The sequence below is a fragment of the Frateuria sp. GZRe14 genome (assembly GCF_051900395.1).
Lineage (GTDB): Bacteria > Pseudomonadota > Gammaproteobacteria > Xanthomonadales > Rhodanobacteraceae > Frateuria_A > Frateuria_A edaphi.
On the sequence record NZ_JBHZGJ010000002.1, the window covers coordinates 287,986 to 307,175 of the forward strand.

Below are 19,190 nucleotides of genomic sequence, written 5' to 3' on the forward strand. Positions count from 1 at the left end.
ACCATGGACATGCACGCCCGCCCCGACACGCTCCTGCTCGCCGCCGGCTGGTGGAGCGGCAGCGGCGTGGCGCGAGGCGCGCTGGCGATCCACCGCGACAGGATGGCCCCGGCCGCGTGGACGACCGCGCTACGCATCGACCTGCGCGATCACCTGGTCTTTCCCGCCCTGGTCAACGCGCACGACCACCTGCACGTCAACGCCGTGCCGCCCCTGCGCACCGGCGCGCCCTTCCCCAGCAGCTACGCGTGGATCGACGCCTTCCAGGCGCACTTCGCCGAGCCGTCGGTGGTCGCCGCGCTGGCGCAACCCAAGGCCCTGCGCCTGCGCCACGGCGCGCTGAAGAACCTGCTCGCCGGCACGACCTGCGTGGTCCACCACGACCCCTGGCACCCGTCGCTCGACGAATCGGACTTCCCGGTCGCCCTGCTGCGCGACTTCGAATGGAGCTACGCGCTCGCCGGCCCCAACTACGGCCCGCCGGTGCGCGCGAGTTTCGCCGCCACGCCGCCGCAGCGGCCTTGGATGATCCACCTGGCCGAAGGCACCGACGCCACCGCCCGCGCGGAACTGGCCGAACTGGACCGCCTCGGCTGCCTCGCCGCCAACAGCGTGCTGGTGCATGGCGTGGGCCTGGCTCCGCGTGATGTCGAGCGCGTCATCGCCGCCGGCGCCGCGGTGGTGTGGTGCCCCGGCAGCAACCGCGCCCTGCTCGGGCGCACGCTCGATCCGCGCCGCCTGTGCCACGCCGGACGCCTGCTGCTGGGCAGCGATTCACGCCTGAGCGGCGAGCGCGACCTGCTGGAAGAACTGCGCCTGGCGCTCGACCGCTATGGCCTCACGCCGACGCAACTGCTCGGCCTGGTCACGCGCGACGCCGCGCGCATCCTCAGGCTCGCCGGCCGGGGTCGCCTGTCCCCCGGCGCGCATGCTGACCTGCTCGTGGTGGAGGACCGCGGCGGCGATCCGGTGCGCAGCCTGCTCGGCCTCGCCCGCAGCGACATCCGCGCCGTCGTGCGCGGCGGCCTTCCGCGCATCGCCGATCCGGACTTCGCCGACTGGTTCGCCGCCTTCGGCATCGACACCGTGCCGGTCACGCTGGACGGGCGCCCCAAGCTCATCGACCGCCGCCTGGCCGACGACGCGCTGCTCGCGCTCGAACCGGGCCTGGCCGCCGACGCCATGGCCGGCGCGCGGGTGCTCGCCGCGGCGGGAGCGCACGGATGACCCTGCCCCCCGTGCTCGATCCGCTGGCCGCCTACGACCTGTGGGCGCCCGACTATCCCGCCCACGCGCACAACCCTGTGATGCAGGCCGAAGAGCGCGCGATGCTCGAACTGTTGCCGGCCGACCTCACCGGCCTCACCGTGCTCGACGCCGGTTGCGGCAGCGGCCGCTACATGCGCCACGCGCTGCGCCGCGGCGCCGCCCGCGTGACCGGCGTCGATCTCTCCCCGGCGATGCTGCATCACGCCGCCGCGGCACCGTATGGCGGCGCTGCGTTGCCGGTGGCCCAGGCCCGCCTCACCGCCCTGCCGCTGCCCGACGCGATGGCGGATATCACCATCTGCGGCTTGGTCATCGGCCATCTCGAAGCCCTCGGCCCCGCACTGGCCGAACTGCGCCGCGTGACCCGTCCCGGCGGCGCGCTGCTGATCAGCGACATCCACCCGATCGGCCCCGCGCTCGGCTGGCTGCGCGACTTCAAGGCCGGCGGACAACGCTACGCCGTGCGCCACACGCAACACCTGTACAGCCACTGGCACGCCGCGTGCGCCGCGCTGGACCTGGCCATCGAGGAAGTGCGCGAACCCATGCTCGATCCCACGCTCATTCCCGACGGCGCGCACTTCGATCGCGTCGCGCTCGAGGTGCCGGTGGCGCTGGTGTTCCGGCTGCGCCGCCGCCCCGCCTCTTGAACGGTAACCGCGCCATGACCCGCCGACCCCACACGCTGCTGATCAATCCCACCATCGCCTCGCGCCACAGCGCGCGCTTCCCGCTCGCGCTGCTGAACCTGGCCGCGGCGCTGGACCGCCACGGCGAAAGCCGGATCATCGACGGCAACATCGACCGCGACACCGTGGCCGAAGTGCTGAGCGTGCTCGACCACGAATCCTTCGACGCGGTCGGCATGACGGTGATGGGCGGTCCGCACGTGCCCGAGGCAATCCGTTTGTCCAGGGCGATCCGCGAGCACTCGCCCGGCCTGCCGATCGTCTGGGGCAGCTACTTCCCCACGCTGTTCACCGACGCGGCGCTCAACGCGCCCTACGTCGACTACGCCGTGCGCGGCCAGGGCGAGGACACGCTCGTCGAACTGGTCTCCGCGCTGACCGGCGAAGGCCCGCCGCTGTCCGCAATCGCCGGCCTTTCGTGGAAAGACGGCGATCGCATCGTGCACAACCCGGCGCGTCCGTTCTCGCGCGGCAACCCGCCACCGCTGCTGCCCTACGAAAAGCTCGGCGATCCCCGCAAGTACCTCTCCCGCACCTTCCTCGGCCACCGTACCGTCGCGCACCAGGCCGCGCTCGGCTGCCGCTACCACTGCACCTTCTGCGGCGTGGCTGCGATGTTCGGTGGCGCCACGGCGTTGCCCACCGCGGCACGGCTGGAGCGTGAGCTCGGCTATCTCAAATACGACGTTGGTGCCGACTCGGTGCAGTTCTTCGACCACAACTTCTTCGACCGCGAGGCGGAGATGGTGCCGCTGCTCGAAGTGCTGGCGCGGCTGGAACTGCCCTGGTGGTGCTTCGCCCGCGCCGACGCGCTGATCAACCTGTCCGAGGAAAGCTGGAAGCTGGTGCGCAGGAGCCGCCTGCGCATGGCCTACATCGGCGCCGAGTCGCCCGACGGGCAGATGCTCAAGGAAATCCGCAAGGGCACGCGTCCCGACCAGACGCTCGAAGTGGCGGAGGTCTGCCGCCGCCACGGCGTGATCCCCGAGTTCTCCTTCATGGTCGCGCCGCCCACGCACACCGAGGAGGAGACCGAACAGACCTTCGACTTCATCCGCCAGTTGAAGCGCGTGAACCCGGCCTGCGAGATCGTCATCTACATCTACACGCCGCTGCCGGAAAGCTCGATGCACGCGAAGGACCGCGGCCGCCATCGTGCAACGCCGCTGTTCGACCTGGGCGGGCTCCCGGTGGTGTTCCCCGCCACGCCTGACGAATGGGCACAGCCGCAATGGGTGAACTACGCGTGCCACGCCGATGCGCCGTGGCTGGACGAGCGCCTGCGCCGGCGCATCGACGACTTCGTGACCGTGCTGCGCTGCCGCTACCCCACCGTGCAGGACATGCGCGCGCCGCATTGGGCCAAGCGCACGTTGAGCGCGATGGCCGCCTGGCGCTATCGCATCGGCCACTACGACCGCCCGTGGGAGCTGCGCCTGGCCAACCGCTTCGTGCAGTTGCGCCTGCCGCAGGTGCAGGGACTCTAGCGATGAATCCGCACGTGGCGCAGGTCAGTTTCCTGCCCGCGCCGGCGGGACTCACCGGCGCGCAGGTGCTGGAGCGCTGGCCATCGCTGGCCGACATCGCCGAAGCGGCGGCCAGCGCCGGCACGCGCATCTGCGTGGTGCAGGCGGCCGCGCACGCGGAACGACTGAGCCGGCATGGTGTGGACTACCACTTCGTCGACGTGCGCGGCACGCGCCGGCGCGAGCGCGGCCGGCGCGTGGCGACCCTGCTCGCCGCGCTCGGCGTGGAGCTCGCGCACGTGCACAGCTTTGGCTTCCCGGAAGAGTCCCACGCGCTGGCGCAACATCTGCCGCGCGTGCCGCTGCTGTTCCAGGACCACGCCGACCGCGCGCCGCGGCGCTGGTGGCGCCGCTGGCAGTGGCGCCAGCGCTACCGCGCGATGGCGGGCGTGGCGTTCACCGCGCCGGAACTGGCCTGGCCGTTCGCCGCCGCCGGCGTGCTGCAGCCGTCCACGCGGCTGTTCGCGATCCCCGAATCCAGCAGCCGCTTCCAGCCCGGCGACCGCGAGCGCGCGCGCACCGAAACGGGCCTGTACGGTCATCCGGCGGTGCTGTGGGTGGGGCATCTTCAGCCCGGCAAGGATCCGCTCACCGCCCTCGATGGTGTCGCGCTCGCCGCGCAGAAACTGCCGGGCCTGCAGCTCTGGTGCGCTTACGGCCACGCGCCGCTGATCGGAAAGCTCCAGGCGCGCATCGAACGCGACCCGTGGCTCGCCGGCCGCGTGCACCTGCTGGGCAAGGTCCCGCACGCGCGCATCGAGACCCTGATGCAGGCCGCCGACCTGTTCCTCTCCGCCAGCCATGCCGAGAGCTGCGGCTTTGCCGCGCTGGAAGCGATGGCCTGCGGCACCGCACCGATACTCAGCGACATCCCCTCCTTCCGCGCGCTCACCGGCGACGGCAAGGTCGGCCGGCTGTGGCGTTGCGGCGATGCGCGCGCGCTGTCCCGGGCGCTGGTCGCCGCCACACTCGAGCGCATGCCGCCCGAACAGATACGCGCCCACTTCGATGCCACGCTCTCCTTCGCCGCGGTCGGCCAACGCTGGCGCGAGGCCTACCTGCAGCTGCTGCAGAGCCGCCGCGACGCCTACGCCGACGCCCTCGAGAACCGGCCCGGGAGCCTCGCGTGAAACTCGCCCTCGTCGTCCCCGGCGGCGTCGACCGCAGCGGCGAAAACCGCGTCATCCCCGCCCTGCTGGCCCTCATCAAGCGGCTGGCGCAGGCGCACGAGGTGCACGTCTTCGCGCTGCGCCAGGAAGCGACCCCCGCGACGTGGCCACTGGCCGGCGCAACCGTCCACAACATCGGCGACGGCTGGCAACGCTGGCGCGCCTTCCGCGCGATCGCCGCCGAACACCGCCGCGCCCCGTTCGACCGCATCCACGCCATCTTCTCCGGCCGCTGCGGCCAGGTCGCCGCCGCCGCCGGTTTGTGGCTGCACTGCCCCACCCTGGTCCACGTCGCCGGTGGCGAACTCGTCGCCCTGCGCGACATCCACTACGGCGGCCGCCTGAACTGGCGCGGCCGCCTGAGCGAAGCCATCGTCCTGCGCTGCGCCGACCAGGTCACCGCCGCCAGCACCCCGATCATCGACGCACTCCGCGCCCTCGGCATCCGGGCCCAGCGCGTCCCCCTGGGCGTCGACCTCACCGCCTGGCCCCCGCAATCCCCCCGCCGCCGCGGTCCCGGTCCCGCTCGCCTGCTCCACGTCGCCAGCCTCAACCGGGTGAAGGACCAACCCACCCTGCTGCGTGCACTGGCCGAACTGGCCAGGCGAGGCGTCGCCTTCCGCATGGACATCGTCGGGGTCGACACCCTCGACGGCGAAATGCAGCGCCTCGCCACCCAACTGGGCCTGGACGAGCACGTCCGCTTCCTCGGCTTTCGCACGCAGCGCGAATTGCAGCCGATGATGGGCGCAGCGCATCTGATGGTGATGTCCTCACGCCATGAGACCGGCCCACTGGTACTGCTGGAAGCGGCCATAAGCGGCGTACCCACGGTCGGCACCGCCGTCGGTCACCTTGCCGAATGGTCGCCCGCCGCCGCATCCGCCGTTCCCCCCGGTGACTGGAATGAGTTGGCCGACGCCATCGATCGGGCCTTGACCGATGAAGACCTGCGTCTGCAGATGGGTTGGTCCGCACAACGACGAGCCATGCGCGAGGACGCCGACCACACCGCCCGGGCATTCGAAGCCTTGTATCTCTCGGTACGCGACGTGCCAGCCTTGCCGGTCAGGCTGCGACGTTAGATCAGTCGGCGCCTGGTCGGGAGCGCACCACTTCCTTATGGCTGTCGGATTAGGCTGCGGGTTTAGGCTGCAAGGCTGGGTGTAAGCTGCTGTACTTGAGTGGGTTTACCGCACTGGCCGACAGCTCGTCACCCGGATGGGCTGCCGGTTTACATCCCAAATTCAAACCTACTTCTAGTTAGGCCACGATGAGCAAAGTCCAACGACAAGTAACTAGCAAGAGATCATGGCTGCTCGCGCATGCGCTTGCAGTGGTGACCATTGTCGTGACCGCATATATGCTCTTCCTCAACTTCCGCTACGCGAACATCGATTACATGCCTCCGCCATCAGTGGCGGAAAAAATCTTCATTCCTTTTGGCGTGCCGTCCGTATTCTGGTTCTGGGGTTGGATGCTTACAGACTTCTTTCGCAGCAGGCCAATGCATGCTTCTGTGGCATGGGGTTGGTTCTTGTTGCTGGGCCTGTGGCTTGCATCTGTTCCATACTTCTTTTTCATTTGGCGTCCGCGGCATGCAGGCGCCTAACCAATCGTCCAAGCGAACGCGCGTACCGCGCGCCGCTTAACTCCAGCGTTAGGCCGCATATGGAAATTTCCGGCAACCAACTTGAAGAAGCCTCCTTGGCCGCCTTTGGCACCGAGGCGCTTCAGTACCTCGCCACCGGGAACATTGCTGCCCTCGCAGAGCGCTTTGGCTACGCCTTGGCCTTCAATCAAGACTCGGTCAGCGCAATCCAACGAGACTTGGCTTCGTCGCTCACCTCTGTCGGCGCCAGCTGGCTCGCACCTGCAGACACGCGGGCTCCCCGAGTCGGTTATTTCAAACCAAACGATACTGGTCTGTTCGCGCTCATTGAGGGGCACGCACCCACCAACAATGGCAAAGCCGTCCTTGTAGAGCTGGTCGTAACGGGCAACGAAGCAGAGAAGCATCTCACCTTGGAACAGATCAGTGGTGCGGTCTAACATCTCGTTCGAGGCGGACGGCTCCGCCGCCGCTCAACTCAAGCGTTAGGCACCAAATCATGCACAGACTTGCTGCAATCGCTTTGCTCGCCATAGCCACCTGTGCGTCCGCCCAGCAGCCCGTCAACGGCCCAGAACCCATGCTCAAGTGGGCTCAGTCGATGAAATGCGGTAACCAAGCGGCCGCCAACATCTGCGCCGGTCACGAGCTTGCACTGAAACAGGCAAAGATGGCTAAGTTGCTTGATCAAGAGCAAGAAAAGCTACAAGGCTTCTCTAAGGCTCTAGAGCATCTTGCTGCGGCTCAAGCGGCTTGGCAAAACTACTCGAGTGCTGACTGCACATTCCAAGCCGGTGAACCTGGCCCTGAAGGCGGGACCGGGTACCCACAACGTTTCGCGCAATGCATGCAATCGCATGTAGATGCGCGCATTGCTCAACTGAGGTTGTATGTCGCTTGCCAGCACGACGGGTGCTGGCCAAAGCCGTGAGGCCTAACAACTCGTTCAAGGCGGACGGCTTCGCCGCCGCTTAACTCAAGCGTTAGAGCCCCCATGAAATCTTCGCGGCACTTGATAAAAATTGAGCTGGTAGCGCTCGCCGCACTAGTCTCTGTGGCCTTAGTTCTGGCTACCTACCAGGCATTTTGGAGGTCGCTGCACTTCAGCCCCTACTTCACCACTGCTGATGCATTCGAGGGCGTACTTGGCTACGCGCTGGCCTTAGGTTGCCTTCCAGTCATCCTATTTGTAGCTCCGCTGTATTCGACATTGCTGCACAGAGGTTTTGCGTCTTGGTCAGTTGCCTTTGTCGTTGGCGCTCTACCGGGAGCGGTCCTGCTCCTTTTTTCAGTTCATTTCGGACTCGTAGCTCTGGCTTGCGGTGCCGTCATCGCGCTAGGTACTCATGCGGTTTGCGGGGCGGGCTCTAACCAGTCGTCCAAGCGGACGCGCGAAAAGCCGCGCGCCGCTTGACTCCAGCGTTAGCGTGCGCGGGATGCATCCATGTCATTCCAAATGAGCCTCTACGGCGCGGCCGAGGGCCTCGGCCCTCCTGTCACGTGGGAGCAAGAGCATCGTCAGCCGCTGGGTACCAAGGCGGAACTGCGCCAAAGCCTTGATCGGTTACTGCCCGGACTGCGTTGGTCGGAAAGCGGAGAGCTACTGTTTGCGTCGGGCCCGTTCGGTGGCGAAGAGCATGCTTTGGAACTCAGCCTCTTCGGTGGGCCCCATGAACGGCTCCTCGACTTCAGTGTCTACGCCTCTCCGCCGGCTATCCGTTTGATCATGTCTGGGCTGGACCTCAATTACTGTTGCGCAGTCGAATCGTGCACGCTGCGGGATCCGTTCGCCGCGGGCGACCATTGGTACGGGGCCGCGCGCTAACAATTCGTCCAAGTCGAGGCCGCTTCGCGAAACGGCTTAATTCAGGCGTTAGGGGTCTCACGAAACATGCTTGCGAAAACTAGGTTCAGAGGAATGGAACAAATGACTACGGGCAAGTCCGTCCTCTTGATTTTCCTTCTCGTGCTTGCGTGCACTACCACGCAAGCACGACCCGCCGTCTGGCAGCCTTCGCCCGGCCACGTGCAGGTGCCGATCTGGCCCGGCAAGGCGCCGGATGCGCTAGCGCACCCGAAGCCGGAGGCGGTGGCCGCGGACTGGGCCAAGGTCACCAACGTCAGCCGCCCGACGATGACCGTCTATGCGCCCAAGGGCCACAACACCGGCGTGGCGGTGGTGGTTTTCCCCGGTGGCGGTTACCAGATGCTGGCGATGGATCTGGAGGGGACGGAGATATGCGATTGGTTGACGTCGCGCGGGATCACCTGCGTGCTGTTGAAGTATCGCGTGCCCGATTCGGGGCCGACCTGGAAGGACGGGCATCGCTACTACCCGAAGGTGCAGACGGCGCTGCAGGACGCGCAACGCACGCTGGGGCTGGTGCGCCAGCACGCGGCGCAGTGGCATGTCGATCCGCACAAGGTGGGCGTGATCGGCTTTTCCGCCGGCGGGCATCTGGTTGCCGCGGTCAGCACGCATTTCGACCGGCGCACGTATCCGCCGGTGGATGCCGCCGACCGGCTGAGCTCCCGTCCGGACTTCGCCATCGCGCTCTACCCCGGCCACCTGTGGGTACACGAGGACGAGGACGACGCCACGCGCGACGAGACGGACCTGAAACTGCGTCCGGACATCCACGTCACCTCCGACACGCCGCCGACCTTCCTGCTGCAAGCCGAGGACGACCATGTGGACGGCGTGGAGCAGTCGCTGGCCTATTACGTCGCGCTGCAGAAGGCTGGCGTGCCCACGGAGCTGCACCTGTACGCGCAAGGCGGCCACGCCTTCGGCCTGCGGCCCAGCAAGCTGCCGATCCGCCATTGGCCCGAGCTGGTGGAGCAGTGGCTGCATACGATCGGCATGCTCGGCACCGACACGGCGGCTCAGAGATAGAGAGGCGGATTTCGGCTTTCCTGCGCCAACTTACCCAGGCACTGGCTCCCATGAACCCACCCGAATTCGCAGAAACCTACAGTCGTGGCGAGCGTATCCGCTTCGCCCTGATCGGCATCGTCGTGGGCGCGCTCGCACTTGGCGTGTGGAAGCTATGGGCGCTCCCGGGAATCGCCGGATTCGCGGACACGGCACCGTGCCGTACCGTCTTCGGCATCAACGGTGCCACCGTGTTGTGGTTCGGGCTGTTCGTCGGCCTGCCGATGCTGTTCGCCATCGTCCTGGCTATCGAGCCTGGTCGCCATGGCTTGGCGATCCTGCGCGATGGCCAGTACCCGCCGCGCGGCGCGAAGGTCCTCCGGCCGATCCGCATCCGACGCGGCACGAGCGCGCGATGGATAGGCTACCTGCACCTCCTGGCGTTTACGCCGCTTGTCGCGGTGGCCATCTGGGGATATGGGCAGGCCGTTGCCTTGTCCCACATGAGAGGGATGGCCCACTGTCCCGGCCAACCGGAAGGGCGTCACGCCCACATGCCGGGTCGATAGTGCCGGGTCGCCAGAGCGTCCGGCGGAAATGCCGCTTCGAGCGCACTTGCCGATGACCGTGATCCAGATACGCACAGCCCGTCCCGACGACGCCCGTCAGCTCGCGGATCTCGCGGAAGCCACCTTCCGGGACACGTTCGGCGCCGCCAATACGGCCCAAGACATGGACCTCCATTGCCGGGCGAGCTATGGCGAGGCCATCCAGGCGGCCGAGATCGCCAGGCCGGACATGCTGACGTTGCTGGGCGAGGAGGACGGGCGGCTGACCGGATTCGCGCAGCTTCGCTGGGCCGATGCGCCGGCGTGCGTGGCGGGCGCGGCGGCGGGCGAAATCCAGCGGCTGTATGTCGCCCGCGAATGGCACGGCAAGGGCGTCGCGCAGGCGCTGATGCACGCGTGCCTGGAGGCGATGCGGGCGCGCGGTTCGGAGGTGGTCTGGCTGGGCGTGTGGGAGCGCAATCCGCGGGCGATCGCGTTCTACCGGAAGTTCGGCTTCGCCCATGTGGGCGAGCATGTGTTTGCGGTGGGGAGCGATCCGCAGCGGGATATTGTGATGGCGAGGCCGGTATCGGCCTCGCCGTGAGAGGCAGTGGACTGTAACCCCACGGATCAATGGGGCGCGCGCTCCGATCCGCCTGTGGCATGCCCAAGCGGACAGCTGGCCGATGCGCTGGCGTGCCCGCGCGCGAACCGCCACGGAACCAGCATGGGTACGTCGCGCTGGTAGCTGCGGTAGGTGTCGCCGTACTGGGCGATCAGGTCGCGCTCTTCAAGGAACTTCACCGCCACCAGGATGTAGCCGGTGGTCATCAGGGCGAACAGCAGGCGGCCGGCGCTCATGTCCGGCGTGGACCAGAACGCGATCAGGAAACCCAGCATCAGCGGGTGGCGCACGATGCGGTAGAACGCGCGGGTGACGAAGGGCGTGTCGCGGTCCGGATGCCGGCGGCGCGCGAAGTGCCAGACCTGGCGCAGGCCGAACAGGTCGAAGTGGTTGATGACGAACGTGCTCGAGAGCACCAGCAGCCAGCCGATCGCGGCCAGGGCGTAGAGCACCCAGCGGGCCGGCTCGTTGTCCATCTGCCAGATCACGAACGGCAGCGTGCGCCACTGCCAGAACAAGAGGACCAGCACCAGGCTGCTGGCAAGCACGTAGGTGCTGCGCTCGATCGGCGTGGGCACGTAGCGCGTCCACCAGCGCTTGAACGCCGGGCGGGCCATGCCGCTGTGCTGCACGGCGAACAGGCCAAGCAGGAGCAGGTCGATCACGAGCGCCACGGCCGGCGGACCGGTGAGGCCGTCGTCGATGGTGCGCGGCACGCCCAAGCCGCTGACGAAGCCGATGGCGTAGAGGAAGCTGAGCAGGAACACCGTGTAGGCGAAAGCGCCGTAGAGCAGGGCGAGCAGGCGGGACATGGGATGGAACCTCATTGGCTGGAGCAACGATGCCGGCGGCTCAAAGCGCCGACAGGAACGCCACGAGATCGCGCTTCTGCTGCGCGCTCATGTGGATCTTGAAGCGGGTGTCGTAGAAGTCGACGACGTCGCCGAGGGTGGCGGCCGAGCCGTTGTGGAAGTACGGCGCGCGTGCGGCCAGGCCGCGCAGGATCGGGCCCTTGAACTTGCCGATGTCGGCCCATTTGCCGGTGATCATGGCCAGGCCCGGGTCGGTGGACTGCACGCTCTTGCCGGTGGCCAGGTTGGTGAGCGTGTACAGCGGCAGGTCGGGCGTGCGCCGGCTGGCGTCGGCGACGCCGATGTTCACCGGCAGCGCGACCGAGTGGTTGCCGATGTTCGGCGCGTTGTGGCAACTGCTGCAGCTGCCGCGGATGACGGGCTTGCCGGTGACGTCGTTCAATCCGGCCACGCCGCTGATGTTGATGCGCATCGAGTTGAACAGCTTCTCGCCACGGGCGATGGCGGCGCGGGCGCGGCCGCGGCGGTCGCGGTTGAACTGCCCGGGATCGTCCCAGCTGTCGAACAGGCGCATGGCGTTCTCGTCGAACGCATCGCCGGTCGGGTCGTTGCCGAGCGTGTCGTTGATGCCGATCCAGAAGCGCTGCAGCGCGAGGATGGCGGGGCCGCCCAGCGCATCGGATTCGTTGAGGCGGCCGGCGGCGTTGTCGTCCACCTGCGCGGTGACCAGGTGCAGTTCGAACTCGACGATGCTGTCGATGATCGCGTCGGCGGGCGCGCGCGCGGCCTGCTCGTGGCCGAGGATGGCGTTGCGTGCCTGCTGGGCCAGGCTGCTGCGCAGGTCCTGCACGTCGATGCCCGCGTCCATCGGCGGGTTGAACGGGGTGAAGGTTTCGCGCGCGTCCCACATCACGGCCGTCAGCCAGATCAGATTGGTCGAGGGCAGCGGGCGGCGGAACAGCGACAGCTCGTGCGCGCTTGCGTAGCCGTAGGGATCGTCCACCGCGCTGAGGCGGAACTGGGCGTTGTCCGGGATCGGCCTGCCAACGCGGATCAGCCCGCGGTTGAGCAGCATGGCGTAGGCGCTGCGGCGCGCTTCCACCGAGGAGACGTCGGCCAGCGGCGATACCGCACCGTCGACCAGCGCGAAGATCGGATCCATGCCGCTGGTGCGTGCGAAGCGCTGGCGCAGTTCCTGCGGCGTGATCGACCAGCCCTGCGCCTGGCGGTGGCAGGAATCGCAGCTGCGGCCGTTGCTGCCGAAGCCCTGGAAAAATGCGTTGTCGTGGTCGATGCGGCCGGTGGGCGTAGTGGTCTGCACCGAGCCGGAAGCATCGGATGTCACCAGCGGATTGCCGCGGGAGGCGTCGACCTGCTGGGCGTGGGTGGCGCCGGTGCCGAGCAGGAGCGCGGCGAGCGTGGTGGCCAGTCGCCGGACGGCGGCGGCGCGGAAAGTGCGGTGATCGGACATGCGGGGTTCCCCATGGCAGCGGTGCGTCCTTCGGACTTCGGCTTCGACCGGCAAGGTCGTGGCACGACGGGGAACACTGGTCGTGGGCGAAGTGCGACATGGGGCTCGACGCGGCGACCGGCCGCGACGCGCCGCAAGGGTCAGTTCGACAGCGCGTTGCAGGGACCGATCGGGCGGCGCAGCAGCGCCTCGCCCTCGGCCAGCTCGGGATGCGCGGCCAGGCCATTGGCTTCGATGATCGCCTGCGCCCCACGCGCCTGCACCGCGGCATCCTTGCAGTCGCCGCCGCGCGCCGCGGCGACGGCGAGCCACAGCTGCGCGGCGAGCCGGCGCGGATGGGCCGGCGGCAGTTCATGGCTGGCGCGCGGGATCGCCGCCGCCAACCGTGCTTTCGCCTTGTCCGGCTCGCCCTTCGCGAGCTCGACCTGCGCCCGCAGGGTCTGCACCCACAGCAGCTGCGGATCGCGGCGGGAGGCGACCGCGGCGAGGTCGCGGTCGACCGTCGCCTGCAGCGTGTCCGTGCACTGCGGGCCGGGCGATTGGCGGCAGGCCAGCAACAGGCGCGCCTCGGCGATCAGCGGCGGCACCCGGTACTTGCGCGTGCGCAGGCCTGCGATGGCCGCGGGCAACCGTTCGCGCGCCCGCGCAGGTTGGCCCTCGAGCAGATCGATGCCCGCCAGTTCGCTGTCCACGCGGCCGATCCGCATGCGGTTGGCCGGGTCGTTGCCGTACAGGCGGCGCGCTTCGTCGAAGAGTTTGCGCGCGCCGGCGAGATCGCCCGCTTCCACGGTGCCGAAGGCGGTGGCTTCCAATGAATCGCCGTGCAACGCGCTCTGCGCACCGAAGCCGCCGGCCGACCACGCCTGCGCCTGCCGGCAGCGCGACTGCGCGCTGGTGCGATCTCCCCGCAGCCCTTCCAGCACGCAGGCTTTCTGCGCGGCATAGACCTGGGTGAGCTGCGGCTTGACGCCGTTGCGCGCATACATCGCCAACGCCTGGTCGAACAACGCGTGCGCCTGCGTCCAGTGGCCGGCGCGATACGCGGACGAAGCCAGGCCCGCCAGCGCCAGGGTGGTTTCGTTGCTGGACGGGCCGAAATGCGCCAGCTCGAACTGCCAGGTCTTGCGCCACATCGCCATCGCCTCGTCGTAGCGCTCCAGCCCTTCCAGCGCGGAGGCGACGTCGTTGTAGCCGATGCCGACGCGCGCGTCGTCCGGTCCCCACGTGGCGATCCGTTCGGCCAGTGCTTCGCGGGCGAGGGCCAGCGAGGTCTCGCCGTGCCCTTCGCTGTTTTCGACCGCGCCCAGCGGGCCGAGCAGGTCGATCAGCGCCTCGCCGTGGATGCCCTGGGCGAGCATGCGCTGGTGGGCCAGCCGCAGGTCGGCCCCGCCGGCCGCGAAGTCTTCCATGCGTACCTCCGCGTAACCGCGTGCGGTGAGCGCATGGATGGCCTCGATGTCGGACGGCGCCAGCGTCCGCTCGGACAGCGCGACGGCCCGGTTCGCGAGCTGGCGCGATTGCGCCGCGTTGCCCAGGTTCTCGTACAGGCGCGAGAACATCGCGAGCAGATCCACGCGGCCGCCGTCGTCCATCTGGGGCGAGTTGTCCAGTTTCGCCACGCCATGCGCCACCAGTTCGTCCAGGCTGGGTTGCCGGGAGGCGGCGACGCCGTAGCGGATCGGCGCGAACAGGCTTTCGACGAACGCCCGCACCATGTTGGCGCGCTCGGCCTGGCGTCGCGCGACCTGCGCCTGCCACAGGGCCAGCGACAACGACACCAGGATGGCGAGCACGAACGTCGCGGTGATCACCACGCCACCGCGATGCCGCGCCGCGAACTTGCCCGCGCGGTACCAGCGCGAAGGCGGGTGCGCCTGCACCGGCTCGCTGTCGAGGTGTCGCTCGATGTCTTCGGCCAGCGCGCCAGCGGAGGCGTAGCGCCGCTCCGGCTCCGGGCAGGCGGCCTTCAGCACGATGTTGTCGAGGTCGCCGCGCAGCTTGCGCCGGATGGGCGCGACCGCGCCCGCCGACGGCGCCAGGCCGTAGGCGGTGGCGAGGGTCGGCGTGGTGGTGTGCGAGGGTGGCGTGGTGGCATCGCCGGTGGCGCGCCGGTGGCCGCTGATCAGTTCCTCCAGCAGGATGCCCAGCGCATAGACGTCGGTGGCGGTGGTGATCGGCTGCTGGGCGAATTGTTCCGGCGCGGCGTAGGCCGGGGTGAGCGCGCGGTGCTGGGTGCGCGTGGCGCTGTCGATGTCCTCGTCGAGCAGCCTGGCGATGCCGAAGTCCAGCAGCTTCACGTCACCCTCGGGGGTGACCAGCACGTTGGAAGGCTTGAGGTCGCGATGCACGATCAGCGCGCGGTGGGCGGTCTCGACCGCGCGGCAGACCATCAGGAACAGCACCAGCCGCTGGCGCAGCGCGAGCCCGCGCTCGCGCGCGTAGTCGGTGATCGGCTGGCCGTCGACCAGTTCCAGCGCAATGTAGGCCTGGCCGTTCTCCGTCACGCCGCCCTCGATCAGCCGCGCGATACCCGGATGGCGCAGGCGCGCCAGCGCCTCGCGCTCGCGGCGGAACTGGCGCTGCGCCTCGGCGGTGTAGAGCCCGCGCGCGAGCAGCTTGACCGCCACTTCCTGGCGCACGCCCTCGCTGTCGCGGAAGGCACGGAACACGGTGGAGGAGCCGCCTTCGCCGAGCACCTCGACCAGTTCGAACGGCCCGATCGTGCTGCCGGCGGGAAGCGCATCGCTGACGCTGGCATCGCCGATCGCCTGCGCGGCGCGGGCGGCGTCGCCGGTGGCGAGCAGCTCGCCTTCGGTGGCGTCGGCGGCGAGCATGCGTTCGATCTGCGCGCGCAGGTCCAGGTCGGGGCAGCGCTCGGTGAGCAGGCGTGCGCGCGCGGGCGCCGGCAGCGGGAGGGCCGCCTCGAACAGCTCGCGCAACGACGGTATGGATGCCATGACGCCTCTCCTCGCCCTGCCTCTTCCATAAACCCCGGATGGGTGCGGTTTGCGACCATGTTCCCCGGGTGATGCGCGGACTGCGGCAGGACCCGGTGCTCCTGCTTGCGCGCTAGTCCATGCGGGCCTTGATGAAGGCGCGGGCGAAGCGCCAGTCGCGATCGATGGTGCGCCGGCACAGGCCCAGCGTTTCGCCCACCTGCTCCAGGCTGAGGCCGGCGAAGAAGCGCAGTTCGACCACCTGCGCGGCGCGCGCGTCGGCCAGTTCGAGTTCGTCCAGCGCGGCGTCCAGCGCGAGTGCCTGTTCGGCGGTGTCGAGCGCGAGTTTCAGCGACTGGTCGTCCAGCGTCACGCGCTGCCACTGCCCGCCGGCGCACAGGCGCAGGCGGTCGCGGGCGCGGTTGATCAGCAGATGCCGCATGGCGCGCGCGGCGTAGCTGAAGAACTGCGCCGGATGGTCGAACTGCAGGCCTTCGCGCTGGCCCATGCGCAGGTACAGCTCGTGCACCAGCTCGGTGGTGTCCAGCGTGGCGTTGCGACGGCTGGCCAGCTGTTTGGCGGCCATGGCCTTGAGGCGCGCGTAGACCGTGACGAACAACGCCTCGGCCGACTGGTCGAGCGGCATGGGTCGCGATTCGGACATCCGAAGCACCCCGCTGGGGCAGGCCTCAACGGGGGGATGGTACGCCTGCGGACGATGGGTGGAACGGATCGGGCGATTTGCCGGGGAGTTGCCCCTCTCCGCGGAAAGGGCTGGGGTGAGGGGGCCACTCTTGCGAAAGGCCACCTGAAGGGCGGTCGCTCTGGTTACTCCCCGCAAGCGCCGACCCCTCACCCAAACCCTCTCCTTCGCAGGAGGGAGGTCTTCAGTTTTCGGCCAGACGCGACTCCAGCGCCGCCCTCACCACGTACAACGTATCCATCCGCGGCACCGGGCGGGTCAGCCAGGCAAGGATGCGCCGGCGTTGCGAGGAGACGACCCAGCTCTGCCCCTGCAGCCACAGCTGCGTGCGGACCATGTCCGCCCGCTCGCGCCGGGCCTCGTCGGTCGGCCTGAGCCGGTTGTGCAGGTAGCGCGCGACCTCGCCGGGCGAGCGGCACCATTCCATGCCGGCCAGGCCGTGCAGCCACAGGTCCGAGCAGGACACCGCGCTCAGTGTCCAGCGGCCGGAGACCGCGCGCAGCAGCGGCGGGCAGTCGCGTTCGAGCCGTTCGAGCACGGTGTCGGGCACGGCGTGGCGGTAATAGCGCGCCACCAGGCGCAGCGGCGGCAGCGCCCACCACGGCCGCTCGTGCGCGTGCCACAGCACGTCCCAGTCGCGCGGTGTCATGCGCGTGGCCAGCAGCGAGATGTCGTTGAGGTGCAGCAGGCGCAGGCTGCGGCCGCAGAGGTTGCCGGCCGCATGCAGCAACAGGTGGCCCATCAGCGCCGCGTGCGAGGGGTAGGCATTGATGCCGGGTTGCGCTTCGCGCGGGTACACCGCGGCGGTGAGGTCGACGGTGGCCAGCGGCAGGCGCTCGTGGATGTGCGTGTGCAGCTCGATGTTGACCGGGGTGTCGCGGTGCTCGCCCAGGGCATTCACCGGCGCCTGCGCGACCGGCTTGAACACCTGGTGCTTCCACTGGGTGAAGGAGCTCTCGTAGTCGAGTTCCTGGAGCAGGCCGGCCGCGCGTTGCGCGTCGCCCGGATGGACGAGCAGGTCGATGTCGGCCATCGGCCGTTCGCCCGCCGCGTACAGGCCCAGCGCGTGCAGCGCCGCGCCCTTCAGCGGCACCAGCGGCACGCCGGCGGCGCGGGCGGCGGCGTCCAGCCGGTGCAGCAGGTCGACGATGCGCCGGTGGCGCAGCTCCACGTGTTCGTGCTGGTCGGCGAGAAAGCGCTTCCACGGCGCGTGCTGCCAGCTGGGGCGGCGGTCGAGCAGCGGCGAGACGCCGTGCGCGGCGGCCGCGGCCATGGCCAGGCGCCATTCCAGCGGCGTCCAGTCGGGCGTGCCGCCGCCGGGCAACGCCAGTTCGGCGGCAAGCGCTTCGGTGGCGCGGCGCAGGCCGGCACGGATGGTGCGTAGCGGCGGCAGGTGGTCAGGCATGGCTGAGCGTCGCCGTGGCCGCCGGGCAGGCCTGTTCGGTGCGGTGCGCCTGCTCGCTGGCGATCAGCGCGTTCCAGCGCGCATCGAGCGCGGCGCGGGCCAGCGCGTGGTGCTCGGTGGACTGCTGTGACGCCGACTGCTGCAGCTCCACTTGCGCGTGCAGCAGGTCGCGCACGTGCCGGTAGAAGTCCGAGTCGTAGGCGCCGCGGAACATCATCGCCAGGTCGTTGCTTTCCTCCCAGTGCGTCTTGCGGCCGAGCTGGGCCTTGACCTTCTCGTAGAACTTGGTGCCGGGCAATGGATAGGAGACGCTGACGCCGATGTCGTCCGGTGCGGCGCGTGCGATCAGTTCCCGCGTGGCCAGCAAGTCTTCCAGTTCCTCGCCGAGATAGCCCAGCTGGACGAAGAAGCCGACGCGGATGCCGTGGCGGCCGAGCCGCTCGCGGGCGCCGATCAAATCGGCCACGTGGGTGCCCTTGCTCATCGCGTCGAGCACACGCTGGCTGCCGCTTTCGGCGCCGATCCAGACCTCGACGCAGCCGGCCCGGGCAAGCGCGTCGACCATCGCCTCGCTGCACAGGTCGGCGCGCGCCTGGATGGTGAACGGCACCGAGCCGGCGCTCGCGTGCAGGTGCTCGGCGAAGGTCTGCACCCAGTCCACGTAGAAGCCGAAGATGTCGTCGGCCATCCAGATGTGGTCGGGCGCGAACGTGTGTTTGAGGTGCGCCATTTCGGCGGCGACGTCCAGTGCGCCGCGCTGGCGGTAATGGTTGCCCCAGATCGGCTTTGCGCACCAGTTGCAGCGGAACGGGCAGCCGCGCGAGGCGGCCATGTTGAGGCTGAAGTAGCCGTGCCGGCCGGTCCAGAACGCGCGGTAGCGCTCGATGTCGATCAGGTCCCACGCCGGGTGGCCGACCAGCCGCGCGTCGGGTGGCTGGATGCCGATGCGCTGCAGTTGCGTCTGGCCGCCCGTGCGGAAGGCGACGCCGGCGAGGCCGGCGGTCCAGTCTTGGTTGTCGATGGCGCGATCGCGGTCGAACCGTTCGACCAGCGCCGACAGAGCGCCGACGCCCTCGCCCAGCAGCACCACGTCAGCGCCGGCGGCGAGGAAGGCATCGGGCTGGTCGGAGGCATCGGAGCCGGCCACGATCACGCGCGCGCCGCTGGCATGTGCCTCGCCGATCATCCGGCAGGCCGCCTCGCGCATTCGGCTGAGGCACATCTTGGTGAGGAAGTTGAAGTTGTCCTCGTACAGCACCACCAGCGCGGGCGCGGCAGCATGCAGGGATGCGGCGTAGGCCTCCACGCCGTCGGCCAGCATGGTGTCGAACAGCGTGACCTCGTGCCCGTGCTGGCGCAGGAACGCGGCGACCTGGATCGTCGCCAGCGGGGGATAGGGCTTGCCGCGTTCCCACTGCTTGCGGTCGTACTGCAGGTAGTAGGAGTGGCTGACCTGGATCTTGAGCATGGGTGTCGGCCCGGCCGTTGGCGAAGGAGGCCGCGCGGGGCGGCCGTCGGCGTGCATGCGGGTAAGTGCCGGGCGGGGGGAT

Annotated in this window: 18 protein-coding genes; 12 read left to right on the forward strand and 6 right to left on the reverse strand. The window is 69.0% G+C overall.

Annotated features, from left to right (window positions below; all coding sequences use genetic code 11):
* Positions 1-3: 3 nt before the first annotated feature.
* The 12 genes from ACFWZ1_RS15585 to ACFWZ1_RS15640 all read left to right on the forward strand — a co-directional run bounded on the left by ACFWZ1_RS15585 (position 4) and on the right by ACFWZ1_RS15640 (position 10,292).
* A complete protein-coding gene (locus ACFWZ1_RS15585; protein WP_439667106.1) occupies positions 4-1,227 on the forward strand; it encodes an amidohydrolase family protein in 1,224 nt (407 codons plus the stop codon).
* Positions 1,224-1,919: a class I SAM-dependent methyltransferase gene (locus tag ACFWZ1_RS15590; RefSeq protein ID WP_439667107.1), complete on the forward strand. Its 696-nt coding sequence runs from the start codon at positions 1,224-1,226 to the stop codon at positions 1,917-1,919. The genes ACFWZ1_RS15585 and ACFWZ1_RS15590 overlap by 4 nt, the downstream gene beginning before the upstream one ends.
* Positions 1,920-1,933: 14 nt before the next feature.
* Positions 1,934-3,445 carry a B12-binding domain-containing radical SAM protein gene (locus ACFWZ1_RS15595; protein ID WP_439667108.1) on the forward strand — a complete coding sequence of 504 codons (1,512 nt, stop codon included), beginning with the start codon at positions 1,934-1,936 and terminating at the stop codon, positions 3,443-3,445.
* A gap of 2 nt (positions 3,446-3,447) precedes the next feature.
* Positions 3,448-4,614, forward strand: a complete 1,167-nt coding sequence (locus tag ACFWZ1_RS15600; protein ID WP_439667109.1) for a glycosyltransferase family 4 protein — start codon at positions 3,448-3,450, stop codon at positions 4,612-4,614.
* On the forward strand, positions 4,611-5,738 hold the full coding sequence (locus tag ACFWZ1_RS15605; protein WP_439667110.1) for a glycosyltransferase family 4 protein: 1,128 nt from the start codon (positions 4,611-4,613) through the stop codon (positions 5,736-5,738). Before ACFWZ1_RS15600 ends, ACFWZ1_RS15605 begins: the two co-directional genes overlap by 4 nt.
* Before the next feature lie 188 nt (positions 5,739-5,926).
* Positions 5,927-6,265, forward strand: coding sequence for a hypothetical protein (locus ACFWZ1_RS15610; protein WP_439667111.1), 339 nt, complete (start codon positions 5,927-5,929; stop codon positions 6,263-6,265).
* 59 nt (positions 6,266-6,324) lie between these two features.
* On the forward strand, positions 6,325-6,705 hold the full coding sequence (locus ACFWZ1_RS15615; RefSeq protein ID WP_439667112.1) for a hypothetical protein: 381 nt from the start codon (positions 6,325-6,327) through the stop codon (positions 6,703-6,705).
* A 59-nt stretch (positions 6,706-6,764) separates the two neighbouring features.
* The gene (locus ACFWZ1_RS15620; RefSeq protein WP_439667113.1) at positions 6,765-7,196 is read left to right on the forward strand and encodes a lysozyme inhibitor LprI family protein; all 432 of its coding nucleotides are present in this window, start codon (positions 6,765-6,767) and stop codon (positions 7,194-7,196) included.
* Positions 7,197-7,709: 513 nt separating this feature from the next.
* Positions 7,710-8,090 (forward strand): hypothetical protein, encoded by a 381-nt coding sequence (locus ACFWZ1_RS15625; protein ID WP_439667114.1) that lies wholly within the window; start codon positions 7,710-7,712, stop codon positions 8,088-8,090.
* 102 nt (positions 8,091-8,192) lie between these two features.
* Positions 8,193-9,161, forward strand: a complete 969-nt coding sequence (locus ACFWZ1_RS15630; protein ID WP_439667115.1) for an alpha/beta hydrolase — start codon at positions 8,193-8,195, stop codon at positions 9,159-9,161.
* A gap of 50 nt (positions 9,162-9,211) precedes the next feature.
* Positions 9,212-9,709 (forward strand): hypothetical protein, encoded by a 498-nt coding sequence (locus tag ACFWZ1_RS15635; protein ID WP_439667116.1) that lies wholly within the window; start codon positions 9,212-9,214, stop codon positions 9,707-9,709.
* A gap of 52 nt (positions 9,710-9,761) precedes the next feature.
* Entirely contained in the window at positions 9,762-10,292 is a 531-nt protein-coding gene (locus ACFWZ1_RS15640; RefSeq protein WP_439667117.1) for a GNAT family N-acetyltransferase, read from the forward strand.
* A 26-nt stretch (positions 10,293-10,318) separates the two neighbouring features.
* On the opposite strand, the gene mddA is transcribed toward ACFWZ1_RS15640, so the two are convergent.
* The 6 genes from mddA to ACFWZ1_RS15670 form a co-directional block, all read right to left on the reverse strand.
* Positions 10,319-11,125, reverse strand: coding sequence for a methanethiol S-methyltransferase (gene mddA / locus ACFWZ1_RS15645; protein ID WP_439667118.1), 807 nt, complete (start codon positions 11,123-11,125; stop codon positions 10,319-10,321).
* A 40-nt stretch (positions 11,126-11,165) separates the two neighbouring features.
* Positions 11,166-12,596 (reverse strand): hypothetical protein, encoded by a 1,431-nt coding sequence (locus tag ACFWZ1_RS15650; protein ID WP_439667119.1) that lies wholly within the window; start codon positions 12,594-12,596, stop codon positions 11,166-11,168.
* 140 nt (positions 12,597-12,736) lie between these two features.
* Positions 12,737-15,553 (reverse strand): protein kinase domain-containing protein, encoded by a 2,817-nt coding sequence (locus tag ACFWZ1_RS15655; RefSeq protein WP_439667120.1) that lies wholly within the window; start codon positions 15,551-15,553, stop codon positions 12,737-12,739.
* 112 nt (positions 15,554-15,665) lie between these two features.
* Positions 15,666-16,196, reverse strand: a complete 531-nt coding sequence (locus tag ACFWZ1_RS15660; protein WP_231321859.1) for an ECF-type sigma factor — start codon at positions 16,194-16,196, stop codon at positions 15,666-15,668.
* Positions 16,197-16,419: 223 nt separating this feature from the next.
* Positions 16,420-17,640, reverse strand: a complete 1,221-nt coding sequence (locus ACFWZ1_RS15665) for a nucleotidyltransferase family protein (protein WP_439667121.1) — start codon at positions 17,638-17,640, stop codon at positions 16,420-16,422.
* Complete coding sequence (locus ACFWZ1_RS15670; RefSeq protein ID WP_439667122.1) at positions 17,633-19,108, reverse strand: B12-binding domain-containing radical SAM protein; 1,476 nt, start codon at positions 19,106-19,108, stop codon at positions 17,633-17,635. Before ACFWZ1_RS15670 ends, ACFWZ1_RS15665 begins: the two co-directional genes overlap by 8 nt.
* Positions 19,109-19,190: the final 82 nt, after the last annotated feature.